This window comes from Vibrio sp. 10N.261.52.A1 (assembly GCF_002876325.1).
Classification (GTDB): Bacteria; Pseudomonadota; Gammaproteobacteria; order Enterobacterales; family Vibrionaceae; genus Vibrio; species Vibrio chagasii.
The window spans coordinates 1-493 of sequence record NZ_MCYD01000156.1 but is presented as its reverse complement, the minus strand read 5'-3'; the positions used below and the strand labels follow the sequence as shown (position 1 = coordinate 493).

Below are 493 nucleotides of genomic sequence, written 5' to 3'. Positions count from 1 at the left end.
GTGAAAGGTAAAGTCCACAAACTGCGTAACTGAAAGTTATTTTAAAGAGCTACTCCCAATGAAAATTAAACTCGCATTATTAGCACTACTATCGTTCAACACAGCTTCAGCCAGCGAATTATTCTTATTTGATCAAGTCACCGCTTTCAAACTCGGCGGTGAGCAACATAGCCTGAGTGGCGTCGAAAAGTACACGGGGCAGAGAATTCGCATCGAGTGGCGACAAAGCGCTTACGAGAAACCACAACGTTTAGATAGATGCATTGGCACTTTCCAACAGGCGATGAACCAACCGGAGCGCTATTACTTGCATGTAGAACTATCCGAATCGACATTTGTAGGTTGCGAGATAGGAATTAAAGAAACCCTTCTGGTCGATTAAAAAACGCATGCCGGTTTGTTTATTTCCCAGTAAGGTAGTCGAAATTTCTTGAGAGCAATCAAAGAATTGAACTAAAACAATCATTATCTGGATATTAGTAATAATGAGTAA

1 protein-coding gene is annotated in these 493 nt (G+C 40.8%); it reads left to right on the top strand.

Going from position 1 to position 493, the window contains the following annotated elements; genetic code table 11:
- Positions 1 to 58: 58 nt before the first annotated feature.
- Complete coding sequence (locus BCT81_RS02105) at positions 59 to 382, top strand: hypothetical protein (protein ID WP_102423112.1); 324 nt, start codon at positions 59 to 61, stop codon at positions 380 to 382.
- Positions 383 to 493: the final 111 nt, after the last annotated feature.